Source organism: Xanthomonas sp. NCPPB 2864 (assembly GCF_056675615.1).
In genome coordinates this window covers 403,205-417,468 of the sequence record NZ_JBWWVS010000001.1, presented here as the reverse complement: position 1 = coordinate 417,468, position 14,264 = coordinate 403,205, and the positions used below count along the sequence as shown (strand labels likewise).

Genomic DNA, 14,264 nt, shown 5'->3' with positions numbered 1-14,264 from the left:
TTCATCTCAACGTTGCAAGGGACCGATCAGGCCACCAGGGCCTTGGCCACTGCAGCGGTAAAGGCCGGGATATCGTCGGGCTTGCGGCTGGTGATCAGCGACCCGTCGACAACCACCTCCGCATCCTGCCAGCGTGCGCCGGCATTGCGCAGGTCGGTCTTGACCGACGACCACGAGGTGACGTCGCGGTCGCGAACCAGATCGCTTTCCACCAGCAGCCACGGGCCGTGGCAGATCGCCGCAACGGGCTTGTCGGCACTGGCAAAGGCCTGGATGAATACGATCGCCTTGGCGTCACCGCGCAAGGTGTCGGGGTTGAGCACCCCGCCAGGCAGCACCAGCGCATCGTAGCTGTCGACCTTGGCCTGATCCAGCCGCTGGTCCACCGGCACCGAATCGCCCCAATCGGTCTTGTTCCAGGCGCGAATCTGCGCAGCGTCGCCGGGCGCAATCACATCGACCTTGGCGCCCCAGGATTCCAGCAGGCGCTTGGGCTCAATGAGTTCGGATTGTTCGAAGCCATCGGTGGCCAGCACTGCGATGGTCTTGCCGGAGAGCGAATACGACATGCGGGAGCTCCTTACTGAAAAGAAGCCCGCACGCTAGGCGTGCGCCTGTTGCGCACGAGTGAATCGATGTGTGCGCCGCGTCAGTGCGGCGCCAGGACACTGCTGCTCAGCGCTTGGGCTGCAGCATCGTGCCGGTGCAGTTCTTCGACCCGCAGCGGCATGCCCAGATCTTCTTCAGACGCGGCGTATGCCGCTCGGCCAGGGTGATGCCGTAGTTGTAGGTGAGCTCTTCGCCGGCCTTGATCGCGCGCTTGGCCTCAATGAAGATCTTGTCCTTGCTGCGGTCGTCGCCCTCGGCTTCTTCGATCACCGCCTCGCAATTGGGGTTGCAGCTGTGGTTGATCCAGCGCGCGACATTGCCTTCGTAATTGGCATCCAGCACGTAGTCGTCGCTGAGCGTGAACAGGAAGGTGTGGCCGCTCTCCACATCGCCGGTGTCATCGGCATCCACTTCCGCGTGCGTGCGCAGGCGCCCCTTGTACTGGATGATGCGCTCGCCCTTGCGGAGCGCGGCGAGGGCGAACATGCCATTGCCGTGGATACGTGACTTGCGGGCGGCAACTTTGCGCGACATGAAGGGGTCCAGTGATGGGGCCGCTCATTGTGACTGCAGTGCGACGATGCGCCAAGCACAAGCGCAGCAGTACCCGCAACGGCTGCTGCTTGCCGGCGGCTGAACCAGGCAGGTGGCCCTGCCCTGGCTAAAAGCGTACAATTTCGGTCCGCTTTAGGATTTATCGCCTTCCTCATGTTGCGCGTCACCAAACTCACCGATTACGCCACCGTCGTGCTGACCGTGCTGGCAGCGCGCTGCGGCCAGGTGCTCAGCGCCAGCGAACTTGCCGAGCAGGCCGGCCTGGAAGCGCCGACCGTGAGCAAGATCCTCAAGCCGCTATCGCAGGCGGGCCTGGTCGAAGGGCTGCGCGGCGTGCACGGCGGCTACCGGCTGGCGCGCGCGGCCAGCGAGATCACGCTGGTGGAAATCGTCGAGGCGATGGAAGGCCCGCTGGCGATCACCGAATGCAGCCAGGACCACAGCCAGTGCGGCATCGCGCAGACATGCGGGGTGCGTTCCAACTGGCGCCTGATCAACGACGTGGTCGGCGATGCATTGCGTCGCGTCACGCTCGCACAGATGTTGCAGCCCCTCTCTCTCCCTGGCGACAGCCGTCGGCGTTCCATCGCCGCACGCGTCGCGACCACCTGACCCTGTAGGCAGCCCGATGGCCACCGAACTTGCACCCCCGCAGAATGCCGAAATTATCGAACGGCTGGGCCGACGCTATGACGCCGGCTTCATCACCGAGATCGAATCGGACTCGCTCCCGCCCGGCCTGGACGAGGATGTCATCCGTGCCTTGTCGGCCAAGAAGGACGAGCCGCAATGGATGACCGATTGGCGTCTTGAGGCGTATCGCCACTGGCTGAAGATGCCGATGCCGGAATGGGCGAAGCTGAAGGTCTCGCCGATCGACTTCCAGGCGCTGAGCTATTACTCCGCGCCCAAGGGCCCGAAGTACGCCTCGCTGGACGACGTGCCCAAGGAACTGCTCGACACCTACGACAAGCTCGGCGTGCCGTTGCACGAGCGCGCCCGGCTGGCCGGCGTGGCGGTGGATGCGGTGTTCGACTCGGTCTCGGTCGGCACCACCTTCCGCAAGGAACTGGCCGAAAAGGGCGTGATCTTCTGCTCGATGTCCGAGGCGATCAAGGAACATCCGGAGATCGTCAAACAGTATCTGGGCAGCGTGGTGCCGGTCGGCGACAACTATTTCGCCGCGCTCAACTCGGCGGTGTTCTCCGACGGCAGCTTCGTGTTCATTCCTGCGGGCGTGCGTTGCCCGATGGAACTGAGCACCTATTTCCGCATCAATGCCGGCCACACCGGGCAGTTCGAGCGCACCCTGATCGTGTGCGAGGACAAGGCCTACGTGTCGTATCTGGAAGGCTGCACCGCGCCAATGCGCGATGAAAACCAGCTGCACGCGGCGGTGGTCGAGCTGGTGGCGCTGGAAGATGCCGAGATCAAGTATTCGACCGTGCAGAACTGGTACCCGGGCGACGAGGAAGGCCGCGGCGGCATCTACAACTTCGTCACCAAGCGTGCCGAATGCCGTGGCGCGCGCAGCAAGGTCACCTGGACCCAGGTCGAAACCGGCTCGGCGATCACCTGGAAGTATCCGTCCTGCGTGCTGATCGGCGACGACTCGGTCGGCGAGTTCCACTCGGTGGCGCTGACCCATCACCGTCAGCAGGCCGACACCGGCACCAAGATGATCCACATCGGCAAGCGCACCAAGAGCAAGATCGTCAGCAAGGGCATCAGTGCAGGCCGCGGACAGAACACCTATCGCGGTCTGGTCAAGGTGGACCGCAATGCCGACGGCGCGCGCAACTACACCCAGTGCGACTCGTTGTTGATCGGCAAGCAGTGCGGCGCGCACACCTTCCCCTATATCGAGGTGAAGAATCCCGGCGCCACCGTCGAGCACGAGGCCACCACCTCCAAGATCAGCGACGACCAGCTGTTCTATTGCCGCGCGCGCGGCATCAGCCAGGAAGACGCGGTGTCGCTGATCGTCGACGGCTTCTGCAAGCAGGTATTCCGCGAGCTGCCGATGGAGTTCGCGGTGGAAGCCAAGAAGCTGCTGGAAGTCTCGCTGGAAGGCAGCGTCGGCTGACGCTGCCTGCAGGGATTCGGCATTGGAGATTGGAGATTCGCAACGTCCCGCTCCCTGCCATCCTGGCTCTTCTGCTGTTACCAATCCCAAATTTCGAATAACCAATCCCATGCTTACGATCAACAACCTCCACGCCAGCATTGCCGGCAAAGACATCCTCAAGGGCCTGTCGCTGGACATCCAGCCGGGCCAGGTGCACGCCATCATGGGCCCCAACGGCGCGGGCAAATCCACGCTGGGCAACGTGCTGGCCGGGCGCGACGGCTATGAGGTCAGCGCCGGCAGCGTGCAGTTCGAAGGCAAGGACCTGCTCGAGCTGCCGCCGGAAGAACGCGCCGCCGCCGGCCTGTTCCTGGCCTTCCAGTACCCGGTGGAAATTCCCGGCGTCAACAACACCTACTTCCTGCGTGCCGCACTCAATGCGCAGCGCAAGGCGCGTGGCGAAGACGAGCTGGACTCGATGCAGTTCCTCAAGCTGGTGCGGCAGAAGCTGGCCGTGCTGCATCTGAAGGACGAGCTGCTGCATCGCGGCGTCAACGAAGGCTTCTCCGGTGGCGAAAAGAAGCGCAACGAGATCTTCCAGCTGGCCGTGCTCGAGCCCAAGCTCGCCATCCTGGACGAGACCGATTCGGGCCTGGACATCGATGCGCTCAAGAGCGTGGCCGACGGCGTCAACGCGCTGCGCTCGCCGGAGCGTTCGTTCCTGGTGATCACCCACTATCAGCGCCTGCTCGACTACATCACCCCGGACGTGGTGCATGTGCTGGCCGAAGGCCGCATCGTGCAGAGCGGCGGCCCGGAACTGGCGCTGGAGCTGGAAAAGCACGGCTACCACTTCCTCAAGGACCGCGTGGTGCCCGAGGCGGCTGCCTGATGAGCGCCCTGCTGGAATCCCTCGCCCGCGGCTTCAGCGGTAACGATGCGCGCCGGGTCGAACTCGATGCCGCGCTGCAGGCCGGCCTGCCCGGCCCGCGCGCCGAAGCCTGGAAGTACACCTCGCTGCGGCAGCTGGAGCGGCGCAGCTTCCAGCCCGCGCCGCTGGTGCCGACGCTGATCGATGCCGCGCTGCTGGACGAGATCCCGTCGCCGCGGCTGGTGTTCGTCAACGGCCGCCCGTCCGACGCATTGAGCGACCTGTCGACACTGCCGGACGGCGTGCAGCTGGACACTTTGTCAGCGTCGCTGGCCGCCGGCGACGAGGCGCAGCAGTTGCTCGGCCGCCGTTTCGAAGGCAGCGATGAAATCTTTGCGCGCCTCAACGCTGCGCTTGCCGACGAAGGCGTACTGGTGCGCGTGCAGGACGGCGCGCAGATCGAGGCGCCGCTGCATCTGGTCTTCATCGGCGTGGCCGGCGAGCACGACCTGTCCTGGCACCACCGTCACCTGATCGAACTGCGTGCCGGCGCGGCACTGAACGTGGTCGAGCACCACCTGCATGTCGGCGATGCCGCGCATCTGCACAACAGTCTGATGCATGTGCATCTGGCCCAGGATGCGGTGCTGTCGCATGCGCGCGTGCAGGCCGACAGCGCGCACGCAACGTCGCTGCTACGCACCGATGCGGTGCTGGCGCGCAATGCGCGCTACCAGCGCGTGGACCTGGAACTGGGTGCCAACCTGTCGCGCCACGAGCTCAACGTGCGCCTGGAAGGCAACAACGCCCAGCTCACCGCCAATGGCGTGCTGCTCGGCAACGGCCGCCGCCATGTCGATACACGTCTGGGCATCGCGCACATCGCACGCGACACCACCTGCGAACTGGTCTGGCGCGGCGTGGGCGCCGATCGCAGCCGGGTGGTCTTCCACGGCGGCATCAACATCCGTCCCGGCGCCGATGGCACCGACGCGCGGCTGTCGAACAAGAATCTGCTGCTGTCGGCCAACGCCGAGATCGACACCCAGCCGGTGCTGGTGATCGATGCGGAGGAAGTGCAGGCCGCGCATGGCGCCACCGTCGGCCAGCTCGACGACAATGCCTTGTTCTATCTGCGCTCGCGCGGCCTGCCGCAGGCCGAGGCGCAGCGCCTGTTGAGCGCCGCGTTCTGCCACGAGCCGCTGCGCGTGCTCCCCGCCGCGCTGACTGCGGTGCTGGCGCTGCAGCTGGACCGCGCACTGGCCTCGGCAGGCGTGGCATGAACGCGCCCGCCGCCACGCAACTGGCCGCGCCGGACTGGGAGCGCGTGCGCTCGGATTTCCCGCTGCTGATGCGGCAGGTGCATGGCAAGCCGCTGATCTATTTCGACAACGCCAACACCGGGCAGAAGCCGCTGCAGGTCATCGCCGCAACCGACGAGTTCTATCGCCGTCAGAACGCCAATGTGAGCCGCGCGGTGCATGCGCTGGGCACCGAGGCCACCGACGCCTTCGAAGGCGCGCGCAGCAAGCTCGCCCGCTTTCTCAACGTGCGTGCCGACGAACTGGTGCTGTGCAGCGGCACGACCTTTGCGATCAATCTGGTCGCCTATTCCTGGGCGCTGCCGCGCCTGGGCGCTGGCGATGTGATCCTGATTTCGCGCATGGAGCACCACGCCAACATCGTGCCGTGGCAGTTGGTAGCGCAACGCACCGGCGCGACCATCCGCGTGGCCGAGATCACCCCGGACGGCGCGCTGGATCTGGACGCCTTGCGCAAGGCGATGACGCCGGAGGTCAAGCTGCTGGCGATCACGCATGTGTCCAATGTGCTGGGCACGGTCAATCCGGTGCGCGAGATCTGCCGCGAGGCGCGCAAGCGCGGCATCGTCACCGTGGTGGACGGCTCGCAGGCCGCGCCGCATCGGCGTATCGACGTGGCCGGCATCGGCTGCGATTTCTACGCCATCACCGGCCACAAGATGTGCGGGCCCACTGGCACCGGCGCGCTGTGGGCACGGCGCGAACACCTGCAGGCAATGCCGCCGTTCCTGGGCGGCGGCGAGATGATCAAGGAAGTCAGTTTCGAGGGCACGGTGTTCAATGATGCCCCGCACAAGTTCGAAGCCGGCACCCCCAACATCGCCGGTTTCATCGGCCTGGGCGCGGCAGTCGATTACCTGGAGTCGGTCGGGCTGGCGCACGTGGAAGCGCGCGAAGCCGAGCTGCTGGCACATTTCACCGAAGAACTGCAGCGCATCGACGGCCTGCGCATCTTCGGCACCACGCCGGACAAGGCCGCGGTGGTGTCGTTCCTGATCGAAGGCGCGCATGCCCACGACCTGGCCACCCTGCTCGACCTGGAAGGCGTCGCGGTCCGCTCGGGCCAGCACTGCGCGCACCCGCTGCTGCAGTACTACGGCGTCGCCGCCACCTGCCGTGCCTCGCTGGCGTTCTACAACACGCATGACGAGATCGAGCGCTTTGTTGCTGCGTTGGTGAAGGTGCGTCGCCTGCTGGGTTGACGGCGGTGATTGGGGATTCGGCATTGGGGATTCGGAAGACCCCTTCGCCGCCTTGCAGCGCGTGCGCCAGACCTCCGTGCGTTGGCGCACGTGCCCATGGCAAGACACAGCGCAACGCCCCAATCCGGACATCCGACACGGTGCAAGAAACGGCGTTCTCGCGCTTTTACGAATCCCCAATCCCGACTCCCGCTAAACTGCTCCCATGCAGACCACCACTTTCCGTACCGCCACCGTCGACGATATCGACGCCCTTGTGTCGCTGGTGACCTCGGCCTATCGCGGCGATGTCAGCCGCGTTGGCTGGACCACCGAGGCCGATTTTCTCGACGGCGCGCGGATCGATCCTGGGGTGCTGCGCGAGGACCTGTTGCGCGACCGCAGCCTGGTGCTGCTGGTCGAACAGGACGGGCGCCTGCTGGCCTGCGCGCATATCGCCGACGACCACGGTGCCGGCTACTTCGGCATGTTTGCGGTGGATCCCTCGCTGCAGGGCAGCGGGCTGGGCAAGACGCTGCTGGCCGAGGCCGAGCGTATCGCCTACACCGAGTGGCAGCTGCCGGTGATGCGCATGACGGTGATCGACATCCGCGATGAGCTGATCGCGTTCTACGAGCGACGCGGGTACCGCCGCACCGGCGTCTTCAAACCGTTCCCGTATGGCGACGCGCGTTTCGGCGTGCCGCTGCGCCAGGACCTGCGCTTCGAGGTGCTGGAAAAACCGCTTGGCGGCGCAGCGCCGTGAGCGACACCTGGACCTTCGTCTGCGCCAGCGAGGCGCTGCTGCCCGGCGAGCTGCAGACCGTCTGGGATGAGGTGACCGACACCCCGATCGTCATCTTCAACCTCGACGGCGAGCTGTATGCGCTGGAAGACCGCTGCAGCCACGAAGACTACGAATTGTCGCCGGGCACGTTCGACCCGGCAGAAGGCAGCATCGAGTGCCTGCTGCACAGCGCCCGCTTCGACATCCGCGACGGCCGCCCGCTGTGCGCACCGGCCTACACCGCGGTGCCCAAGTTCCCGGTCAAGCGCGAACACGGCGGCATCTGGACCCGCGACGACCGCTGACACCGGTCGGACCCGTGGGTGACCCGGTCGCCATGAGCGCAGACCGCTCAGGACGCTGATCCGCAGTCTCGGCCCCGTCCGGCGCGTGCCCGGGCGTTCGCAGATCCGCGCCCCGCAGGAAAAGGACGCGCTGCCACGCCAGCGAGCTCGACCAGTCGTGCAAGCGACACCTCGGCCCGCCAGCAGGCGCAAACCCGCGCGGTTCCCCATGCAAGCCCGCATCGATCGCCGCACTGGCCTGACACCTCAGGCGGCGCGATTGCCCGGCGCATGGCGCCAGCCGACAAAGATTGCAAAGAAGAATGATTTGCATTTAAGATCGCAGCCCTTCAGGCCTTCTTAACAACTGGCCTGCCCTGCGATCCCCATGCGCCCAGCTCTGCTCGACACTTTTTTCCCGATCCTGCCCCGCATGCGCCTTGCTGCGCAGCGCCTGTGCGTGTCCGGGGACTGGTCCGGCCGACTGGCCGCCTCCGGCTAGCGGGCACGCGTTCCCCGATCCGCTTCCCATCCCGCATCCGCCGAGCCATCGCCAGGCCGGAGCCTCTCTTTCTTCTTCGAGACGCCTCATGACTCCCAGGATTTCCCCGCTCACTTCGGCCGTGTTGCTGACGCTGTCCGCTCCTGCCCTCGCCCAGCCTGGCGATGCGCCGGCGCCTCCGGGCGCGGTCGATCTGGACGCCATCCGGGTGCAGCAGGAACGCGCGCAGAAGCCGTCCTCGCCCAAGTACACCGAGGTGCTGCGCGACACGCCGCAGACGATCACCGTGGTCACCAAGCAGACCATGGACCAGCAGAACCTGCTGTCGCTGCGCGATGTGCTGAGCACCCTGCCCGGCATCACCTTCGGCGCCGGCGAAGGCGGCGGTGGCTATGGCGACAGCATCAACCTGCGCGGCTTCACCGCCAGCAGCGACATCACCACCGATGGCGTGCGCGACAGCGCGCAGTACAGCCGCAGCGACACCTTCAACCTGGAAGCGGTGGAGCTGATCAACGGCGCCAACTCGGCCATGTCAGGCGCCGGCTCGGTCGGCGGCAACATCAATCTGGTCACCAAGACCGCCGGCCAGGGCGACTTCACCCACGTCGTGGTCGGTGGCGGCAGCGACCGCTATGGCCGGCTGACTGCCGACAGCAATTACGACTTCGAAAACGGCACCGCCGTGCGCCTGAACGCGATGGGTCACACCCAGGACGTGCCGGGGCGCGACGAGGAGTTCCGTCATCGCTGGGGCTTTGCGCCGTCGGTGGCGTTCGGCCTGGGCTCGGATACCCGCTTCACCCTGAGCTACCTGCACCAGCACGACAACAACCTGCCGCAGTACGGCGTGCCGTTCGCACTCAGCCCGTTCAACGACGGCCCGCTGCCGGGCGTGGACCCGGAGACCTTCTTCGGTTACCGCAATACCTCGCGTCAGGAAATCGACGTGGACATGCTGACCGGCGTGCTGGAAATGGATTTCGACGACAACGTCAAACTGCGCAGCCTGGCGCGCGTGCAGCGCGTCGACCAGACCACCAATGCCACCGCACCGCAGGGCACCTGGTGCCTGCCCAACGGCACCGACCCGTACACCGGCCGCGCCTGCGTCGGCCAACCGGCGGCCAGCTGGAACCCCAACAGCGGCCCGCGCGGCCTGGTCCGCGAGACGGAAAACTTCATCGCGCACAGCCAGACCGACCTGACCGCCACCTTGCATACCGGCGCCATCGAGCACCGTGTGGTCGCAGGCGTGGCCTTCAGCAAGGAAGATTTCGAACTCAATAGCGGCACCACCTTCCGCAATGCCGATGGCTCCACCACCGGCATCACCTACCCGGTGCAGTCCTTCGACAATCCGTACAACATCTGGACCGGCCCGCAGAATTACTTCCGCACCGGGCGCAGCAAGGGCAGCCTGACCAATCAGGCGGTGTACCTGTTCGACACGCTGCAGTTCAACGAACAGTGGATGCTCAACCTCGGCGGCCGCTACGAGCACAACGAAGGCGACAGCACCACCTACACCGTCAACGCCGCCGGCAACGTCACCGGTGTGAGCGCGGGCTTCCCGGCCGGCAGCGAAGAGGACCTGTTCTCGTATCGCGCCGGTCTGGTGTTCAAGCCGGCCGAGAATGCCAGCCTGTATCTGTCCTACGCCAACAGCAAGACGCCGTCCAAGGCCTCGGTCAACGGCTCGTGCACGCCGATCGCCACGGCCACCGCCGGTGCCAACTGCAATGTCGAGCCGGAAACGGCGGTCAACATCGAACTGGGCGGCAAGTGGGACGTGCTGGACCAGCGTCTGGCACTGACCGCTGCGCTGTTCCGCAACGAGCGCGAAAACTACAAGGTCAACAGCGGCGATCCGCTGATCCCCGAGCAGGTGCTGGATGGCAAGGCACGGGTGGACGGCATCGCGCTCGGCGCCGCCGGTTACCTGACCGACCGCTGGTCGATCTTCGCCAACTACACCTTCCTGGACAGCGAAGTGCTGCAGAGCGTGTCCAACCGCACCGAGAGCCTCACCGGCGACCCGGTGGCCGGACGCGACCTGGTGCAGACCCCGCGCAATGCCGGCAACATCTGGACCACCTATACGCTCAACCAGTGGACCTTCGGCTACGGCGTCACCTATCAGGGCGGTTTCTATCCCAACAACGCCTCGGCCGCGGCCTATCGCAAGACCGACGACTACTGGGTGCACCGCGCGATGGTCGGCCTGCGCGTCAACGACTGGCTCAGCCTGCAGTTGAACGTCAACAACCTGTTCGACGAGGAGTACTACACCAGCGTGCGCAACAACCTCACCGTCAATGCGGCCGGCACCGCCACCGCCGGCAGTGGCTGGGCACTTCCGGGCGAAGGCCGCTCGGCGGTGTTGAGCGCCACCTTCAGTTTCTGACCCACTGGCACGCCGTCCGCACGACGCGGGCGGCGTGGAGACCACCGCATGTTGCTGCCCATTCCCGATGTTCTCAGCACCGCCCAGCTCGCCGAGCTGCGCGCGCGGCTGGACGCGGCCGACTGGGCGGACGGCCGCATCACCGCCGGCCATCAGTCGGCGCAGGCCAAGGACAATGCACAACTGCCCGAAGACAGCGCCATTGCACGCGAGGCCAGCGCGCTGGTACTGGACGCGCTCTCACGCAGCAGTACATTCTTTTCGGCGGTCTTGCCGCGGCGCATCTATCCGCCGCTGTTCAATCGCTACAGCGGCGGGCAATCGTTCGGCTACCACGTCGACAATGCGATCCGCTACGACCGCAGTCGCGGCGGCGCAGATCCCGTGCGCACCGATGTCTCCGCTACCTTGTTTCTCAGCGACCCGGACAGCTACGACGGCGGCGAGCTGGTGATCGAAGACACCTACGGCACGCAGTCGGTGAAGCTGCCGGCCGGGCACCTGGTGATCTATCCCGGCACCAGCCTGCATCGGGTGATGCCGGTGACCCGCGGCGCGCGTGTCGCCTGTTTCTTCTGGACCCAAAGCATGCTGCGCGACGATGCGCAGCGTCGCCTGCTGTTCGAACTGGATGTATCGATCCGGCGGCTCACCCAGGACACCCCCGGCCATCCGTCGCTGATCCAGCTCACCGGCGTGTATCACAACCTGCTGCGGCAATGGGCCGATGTCTGAGCCCGCACTGGACCCGGCGCAGCTGATCGAGCTGCTGCACACACAGCCCGATCGCGCGGTCGCGCTGCTGCGCAAGGCCGCCGAGCGCCAGGATCTGGCCGCGCAACTGCTGCTCGCCCAGCTCTACGCCGAAGGCCGCGGCATCCCCGCCGATCCGGCCATGGCGATGCTGTGGTACGAGGTGGCCGCCAATGCCAGGCATGCGGAAGCGATGAACCAGTTGGGGCGCTGCCACGAACTGGGCTTCGGCACCGCGTGCAATGAGGTGCTGGCGGCGCTGTGGTACCGCCGCGCCGCCGAGCATGGGCTGGATTGGGGCATGTACAACCTCGCCCATCTGTACGGCTCCGGCCGCGGCGTGGCGCAGGACCACGCGCAGGCGTTGGCGCTGTATCGCACCGCCGCCGAACGCGGACATGCCAAATCGATGAACTTTGTGGCGCGCTATCTCGACCAGGGCCTGGCCTGCGCTGCCGATCCGGTCGCCGCGCGCCACTGGTACCGCCGCTCTGCCGAAGCCGGCGATTTCCGCGGCCAGGCCGGTTACGCGACCTTGCTCGCAGACGCCGGCGACATCGATCAGGCCGAGCGATGGATGCGCCGTGCGATCGCCGGCGGGCATGCCGGCTTTCTGCAACAGCTCACACCGCTGCTGGCGGGTGCAACGCAGCCACGTCTGCGCGCCTTGCTGAGCGAAGTGGCCGCGCGGCAATCGCACCTGCAGCCGTCGCTCGCAGTGGATGTGGCCTGAGCGCGCCATGGCGACCTCCAACGACACTCTTGCCACCTCCCAGCAACGCCGCGGTTTCTGGCTGCGCATGCTGCATCAATGGCACTGGATCAGTTCGGCGCTGTGCCTGATCGGCATGCTGCTGTTCGCCATCACCGGGCTGACCTTGAACCATGCCGCGCGCATCGAAGCCAGCCCTTCGACCGCACACCGCACGCTCACGCTGCCGCCGGCCCTGCTCAAGTCCCTGGGCAACCGCGAAGAAGGCGATGCCCCGCTGCCGCCACGCGTGGCGCAATGGCTGGGGCGTGAGCTGGACATCAGCATCGGCACGCGTGCCGGCGAATGGTCGGCCGACGAGGTGTATCTGGCGCTGCCGCGTCCTGGCGGCGATGCCTGGCTGAGCCTGGACCGCAGCACCGGCGCGATCGAATACGAGCGTACAGGGCGCGGCGCCATCGCCTATCTCAACGATCTGCACAAGGGACGCAATGCCGGGCCGGCCTGGGGCTGGTTCATCGACGTGTTCGCCGTCGCCTGCCTGGTGTTCTGCATCACCGGGTTGTTCCTGCTGCATCTGCATGCGCGCCAGCGCCGCATGACCTGGCCATTGGTCGGCCTGGGTCTGCTGATTCCGTTACTGCTCGCCCTGCTGTTGATCCACTGACTTTTTCCTACCGGAGACGATCATGCGCGCCACCCTGACCATCGCCCTGAGCGGCCTGCTCGCCATGCCGGCCTACGCCGCCACGCTCGACATCAATGTCGAGATCCCTAAGCTCAACGTCGCCGAATATCACCGCCCGTACGTGGCGATCTGGCTGGAAGGTGCGGACCAGAAGGTCGCCGCCAATCTGGCGGTCTGGTATCAATCCAAGGACACCGCCGAAGGCCACGGCACCAAGTGGCTGCCGGACCTGCGCCAGTGGTGGCGCAAGAGCGGGCGCACCCTCGAGGTGCCGGTCGACGGCGTCACCGGCCCCACCCGTCCGGCCGGCGCGCATGCGTTGTCGTTCTCCGACACCAAGGGCGCGTTGAAGTCGCTGCCGCCCGGCCAGTACACGCTGGTGGTGGAAGCCGCGCGCGAGGTCGGCGGCCGCGAGCTGGTCAAGGTGCCCTTTACCTGGCCGGCAAAGTCTGCGCAGACCGCCAAGGCCAGCGGCAGCAGCGAGCTCGGCGCCATCAGCCTGGTCGCAAAACCCTGAGCATTGCCTGCTGGTGGCGGCCGCGCGCAGCGTCCGCGGCCGGCCACGGCGCAAGTGCGCAGTGCATCGCGTTGCCAGACACATTCGCTTCCCACGCATCCACGCAGCGCTATACCTGCGCGCTGATCAGACACGTGACCCACCGTCCTCATCGTCCTTCAAGGAGTTGTCATGAAACGTTCGCTCGTCCTGATCGCCATGCTCGCCGCACTGCCGCTCAGCGCACTCGCCCACAAGGCCTGGTTGCTGCCGTCGCAGACCGTCATCGCCGGTGAGGCGCCGTGGATCACCGTGGATGCAGCGGTGTCCAACGACCTGTTCTACTTCAACCACGTGCCGCTGCGCCTGGACAACCTGAGCATCACCGCGCCCGATGGCAGCGCGCTCAAGCCGGAAAATCCGGCCACCGGCAAGTATCGCAGCGTGTTCGACCTGCAGCTCACCCAGCCCGGCACCTACAAGCTGAGCATCGTCAACGCCGGCCTGTTCGCCAGCTGGAAGCAAGACGGCAAGCCCAAGCGCTGGCGTGGCGACGAAACCCGCTTCGCCACCGAGGTGCCGAAGAACGCGCAGGATCTGCAGGTCTCGCAGTCCTTCAATCGGGTGGAGACCTTCGTCACCCGCGGTGCGCCGACCACCACGGTCTTCAAGCCCGCCGGCAAGGGCATCGAGTTGATTCCGGTGACCCATCCCAACGATCTGGTTGCCGGCGAAGCGGCGCAATTCACGCTGCAGCTGGATGGCAAACCGGCCGCCGGGCTGGAGATCGAGATCGTGCGCGGCGGCACCCGCTATCGCGATGCGCAGAACGAGATCAAGCTCAAAACCGATGCCAAGGGCGGCTTCAGCGTGACCTGGCCGGAGCCGGGCATGTACTGGCTGGAAACCACTACCGAAGACACCAAGACCTCGCTGCCGCAGGCCAAGCAGCGCCGCCTGGGCTATGTCGCCACCCTGGAAGTATTGCCGCAGTAATCTGCCGGCACGCGGCAGGAGCGCACACAGCGT

Annotated in this window: 15 protein-coding genes; 13 read left to right on the top strand and 2 right to left on the bottom strand. The window is 66.2% G+C overall.

The window, feature by feature from the left end; genetic code table 11:
• Positions 1-26: 26 nt before the first annotated feature.
• Together AC1KVE_RS01690 and AC1KVE_RS01685 are read right to left on the bottom strand one after the other, a co-directional pair.
• On the bottom strand, positions 27-569 hold the full coding sequence (locus tag AC1KVE_RS01690; protein WP_184456918.1) for a type 1 glutamine amidotransferase domain-containing protein: 543 nt from the start codon (positions 567-569) through the stop codon (positions 27-29).
• A 106-nt stretch (positions 570-675) separates the two neighbouring features.
• Positions 676-1,143 (bottom strand): SET domain-containing protein, encoded by a 468-nt coding sequence (locus AC1KVE_RS01685; protein WP_016902346.1) that lies wholly within the window; start codon positions 1,141-1,143, stop codon positions 676-678.
• 174 nt (positions 1,144-1,317) lie between these two features.
• On the opposite strand from AC1KVE_RS01685, the gene AC1KVE_RS01680 reads away from it, so the two are divergent.
• The 13 genes from AC1KVE_RS01680 (at position 1,318) to AC1KVE_RS01620 (ending at position 14,231) form a co-directional block, all read left to right on the top strand.
• Complete coding sequence (locus AC1KVE_RS01680) at positions 1,318-1,776, top strand: SUF system Fe-S cluster assembly regulator (RefSeq protein WP_016902345.1); 459 nt, start codon at positions 1,318-1,320, stop codon at positions 1,774-1,776.
• A gap of 16 nt (positions 1,777-1,792) precedes the next feature.
• On the top strand, positions 1,793-3,250 hold the full coding sequence (sufB, locus tag AC1KVE_RS01675) for a Fe-S cluster assembly protein SufB (RefSeq protein ID WP_024938771.1): 1,458 nt from the start codon (positions 1,793-1,795) through the stop codon (positions 3,248-3,250).
• Positions 3,251-3,359: 109 nt separating this feature from the next.
• Positions 3,360-4,124: a Fe-S cluster assembly ATPase SufC gene (gene sufC / locus AC1KVE_RS01670; RefSeq protein WP_054591439.1), complete on the top strand. Its 765-nt coding sequence runs from the start codon at positions 3,360-3,362 to the stop codon at positions 4,122-4,124.
• A complete protein-coding gene (sufD, locus tag AC1KVE_RS01665; protein ID WP_184456916.1) occupies positions 4,124-5,386 on the top strand; it encodes a Fe-S cluster assembly protein SufD in 1,263 nt (420 codons plus the stop codon). The genes sufC and sufD overlap by 1 nt, the downstream gene beginning before the upstream one ends.
• Positions 5,383-6,627 (top strand): cysteine desulfurase, encoded by a 1,245-nt coding sequence (locus tag AC1KVE_RS01660; RefSeq protein WP_024938768.1) that lies wholly within the window; start codon positions 5,383-5,385, stop codon positions 6,625-6,627. The genes sufD and AC1KVE_RS01660 overlap by 4 nt, the downstream gene beginning before the upstream one ends.
• 205 nt (positions 6,628-6,832) lie before the next feature.
• Complete coding sequence (locus AC1KVE_RS01655) at positions 6,833-7,372, top strand: GNAT family N-acetyltransferase (RefSeq protein ID WP_211920526.1); 540 nt, start codon at positions 6,833-6,835, stop codon at positions 7,370-7,372.
• Positions 7,369-7,698, top strand: coding sequence for a non-heme iron oxygenase ferredoxin subunit (locus AC1KVE_RS01650; protein ID WP_024938766.1), 330 nt, complete (start codon positions 7,369-7,371; stop codon positions 7,696-7,698). The genes AC1KVE_RS01655 and AC1KVE_RS01650 overlap by 4 nt, the downstream gene beginning before the upstream one ends.
• A 569-nt stretch (positions 7,699-8,267) precedes the next feature.
• Positions 8,268-10,586 (top strand): TonB-dependent receptor, encoded by a 2,319-nt coding sequence (locus tag AC1KVE_RS01645; RefSeq protein WP_481091992.1) that lies wholly within the window; start codon positions 8,268-8,270, stop codon positions 10,584-10,586.
• A gap of 48 nt (positions 10,587-10,634) precedes the next feature.
• The gene (locus tag AC1KVE_RS01640; RefSeq protein ID WP_054591444.1) at positions 10,635-11,321 is read left to right on the top strand and encodes a Fe2+-dependent dioxygenase; all 687 of its coding nucleotides are present in this window, start codon (positions 10,635-10,637) and stop codon (positions 11,319-11,321) included.
• Positions 11,314-12,072, top strand: coding sequence for a tetratricopeptide repeat protein (locus AC1KVE_RS01635; protein WP_184456911.1), 759 nt, complete (start codon positions 11,314-11,316; stop codon positions 12,070-12,072). Before AC1KVE_RS01640 ends, AC1KVE_RS01635 begins: the two co-directional genes overlap by 8 nt.
• 7 nt (positions 12,073-12,079) lie before the next feature.
• Complete coding sequence (locus AC1KVE_RS01630; protein ID WP_184456909.1) at positions 12,080-12,718, top strand: PepSY-associated TM helix domain-containing protein; 639 nt, start codon at positions 12,080-12,082, stop codon at positions 12,716-12,718.
• Between the two features lie 22 nt (positions 12,719-12,740).
• A complete protein-coding gene (locus tag AC1KVE_RS01625) occupies positions 12,741-13,256 on the top strand; it encodes a DUF2271 domain-containing protein (protein ID WP_039519819.1) in 516 nt (171 codons plus the stop codon).
• 171 nt (positions 13,257-13,427) lie between these two features.
• Complete coding sequence (locus tag AC1KVE_RS01620; protein ID WP_102581294.1) at positions 13,428-14,231, top strand: DUF4198 domain-containing protein; 804 nt, start codon at positions 13,428-13,430, stop codon at positions 14,229-14,231.
• Positions 14,232-14,264: the final 33 nt, after the last annotated feature.

Bases quoted from the DNA above. Each gene is read 5' to 3' on its own strand.
- AC1KVE_RS01690 (WP_184456918.1), bottom strand. From the start codon at position 569: ATGTCGTATTCGCTCTCCGGCAAGACCATCGCAGTGCTGGCCACCGAT.
- AC1KVE_RS01685 (WP_016902346.1), bottom strand. From the start codon at position 1,143: ATGTCGCGCAAAGTTGCCGCCCGCAAGTCACGTATCCACGGCAATGGC.
- AC1KVE_RS01680 (WP_016902345.1), top strand. From the start codon at position 1,318: ATGTTGCGCGTCACCAAACTCACCGATTACGCCACCGTCGTGCTGACC.
- sufB (WP_024938771.1), top strand. From the start codon at position 1,793: ATGGCCACCGAACTTGCACCCCCGCAGAATGCCGAAATTATCGAACGG.
- sufC (WP_054591439.1), top strand. From the start codon at position 3,360: ATGCTTACGATCAACAACCTCCACGCCAGCATTGCCGGCAAAGACATC.
- sufD (WP_184456916.1), top strand. From the start codon at position 4,124: ATGAGCGCCCTGCTGGAATCCCTCGCCCGCGGCTTCAGCGGTAACGAT.
- AC1KVE_RS01660 (WP_024938768.1), top strand. From the start codon at position 5,383: ATGAACGCGCCCGCCGCCACGCAACTGGCCGCGCCGGACTGGGAGCGC.
- AC1KVE_RS01655 (WP_211920526.1), top strand. From the start codon at position 6,833: ATGCAGACCACCACTTTCCGTACCGCCACCGTCGACGATATCGACGCC.
- AC1KVE_RS01645 (WP_481091992.1), top strand. From the start codon at position 8,268: ATGACTCCCAGGATTTCCCCGCTCACTTCGGCCGTGTTGCTGACGCTG.
- AC1KVE_RS01640 (WP_054591444.1), top strand. From the start codon at position 10,635: ATGTTGCTGCCCATTCCCGATGTTCTCAGCACCGCCCAGCTCGCCGAG.
- AC1KVE_RS01635 (WP_184456911.1), top strand. From the start codon at position 11,314: ATGTCTGAGCCCGCACTGGACCCGGCGCAGCTGATCGAGCTGCTGCAC.
- AC1KVE_RS01630 (WP_184456909.1), top strand. From the start codon at position 12,080: ATGGCGACCTCCAACGACACTCTTGCCACCTCCCAGCAACGCCGCGGT.
- AC1KVE_RS01625 (WP_039519819.1), top strand. From the start codon at position 12,741: ATGCGCGCCACCCTGACCATCGCCCTGAGCGGCCTGCTCGCCATGCCG.
- AC1KVE_RS01620 (WP_102581294.1), top strand. From the start codon at position 13,428: ATGAAACGTTCGCTCGTCCTGATCGCCATGCTCGCCGCACTGCCGCTC.